The organism is Thioalkalivibrio sp. ALR17-21 (assembly GCF_000420185.1).
Taxonomy (GTDB): Bacteria; Pseudomonadota; Gammaproteobacteria; order Ectothiorhodospirales; family Ectothiorhodospiraceae; genus Thioalkalivibrio; species Thioalkalivibrio halophilus.
The window spans coordinates 1-1,257 of sequence record NZ_ATUL01000062.1 but is presented as its reverse complement, the minus strand read 5'-3'; the positions used below and the strand labels follow the sequence as shown (position 1 = coordinate 1,257).

The following is a 1,257-nucleotide window of genomic DNA, read 5'->3' as shown; positions in this document are numbered from 1 at the left end:
AACGTGATCGCCGGCGAACTGCGCTGCACCGAGATCGAATACCTCACCGATTTCGACCCCGACCGCCTCACCTACCCCGGATCACGCGGGGCGATTGCCCCGCGGATCTGGGAGCTGTACGAGCGACACTTGGCCGAACTGCATGCAGGCAGTGACTCACCCTCATAACACCTCAAGCACAGCGGACCAAGGCCGCCCCGCCAGCCCTCCCCAAACGTGACACTTTCAATGTGGCGAATGCGACATCAGTTAGCGTCGGTGCTTCTCGCGAGAGCTTCGGGTTGATGTGGCAGGCGCTGACGGTAATGCTTGATGGTAATGATCTCGATTTGCCCGGGCGACACACGGTCAATGATCCAGTAAGGGCGCTCGAGCAACTCGCGCAAGTCGGCGCGACGATAATCGGGAACGGTTCGACCACTCAGCGGATGGTCGGGTAATTGACGAGTACGAGCAAGGAGGCGCTCGATCATCCGGGCGGCCGCTGCCGGATCCACGGAGCCGATGTGCGCATGCAGCTCCATCAAGGCACGCAAGCGCCTCATCCGTCCAGTGAACCGCGCTCACCGCCGCAGGCCGAACCGCCGCTCCACCTCCACCTGCGGCATCACACGCCCGCCCTCACTATCGGCCAGTCCGCGTTCGATGGACGCATGCAGCTCCAGGCGATACACGACGTCCTCCCAACTGGCGTTGTCCGGAAGTTCGTCGATCAGGTCGTGTGCCTGCGCTTTGGGAGTCTTGGTTGCTTCCATGTTTCGCATCGCCTCCCTACCGAGCTCGGCCAATTTTACACACAGTTGCTCGTCATCGGGAGTGAGCGCGTCACCAACGCCGCAACACTTACCAAATACGCCTTTCCTGGAATCTGATCGCGAATCTGCGCGTAGCCACCTGGCACTGTCCCTCCTGCCGCGAGTCGGTGCCGCGGCTGCTGCCCAACGGCAGCGCCAACCGCGTAACCCTGCCGCCCGAACGCACCATGCTGCCGGATGACGACATCCGCGCGGCCTGCGAACGGGTACAGGGGCTGCGCGCCCCGGAAGTGTGCTACGCCTGCGACCAGGCGTTCCAGGAACTGCTGGGCACGCTGGTGCGCCCGCCGGCCGAGGAAGGCGACGCCCGGGGCGAACCCGGGCTGAACGACACCGGCGTGGTCGGCGCCCTGGTCCCGCTGGCCGAACGCGGGACCCAGCTGCTCATCTTCAACGTGATCGCCGGCGAACTGCGCTGCACCGAGATCGAATACCTCACCGA

Annotated in this window: 3 protein-coding genes; 1 reads left to right on the top strand and 2 read right to left on the bottom strand. The window is 64.2% G+C overall.

What is annotated here, in order from left to right; translation table 11 throughout:
* Positions 1-245 precede the first annotated feature (245 nt).
* On the bottom strand, positions 246-536 hold the full coding sequence (locus G020_RS0114550) for a type II toxin-antitoxin system RelE/ParE family toxin (RefSeq protein WP_024330101.1): 291 nt from the start codon (positions 534-536) through the stop codon (positions 246-248).
* 27 nt (positions 537-563) lie between these two features.
* The gene (locus G020_RS0114545; RefSeq protein ID WP_024330100.1) at positions 564-755 is read right to left on the bottom strand and encodes a hypothetical protein; all 192 of its coding nucleotides are present in this window, start codon (positions 753-755) and stop codon (positions 564-566) included.
* Positions 756-922: 167 nt separating this feature from the next.
* On the opposite strand from G020_RS0114545, the gene G020_RS0114540 reads away from it, so the two are divergent.
* A partial coding sequence (locus G020_RS0114540) for a hypothetical protein (protein WP_024330099.1) occupies positions 923-1,257 on the top strand: 335 nt, incomplete at its 3' end.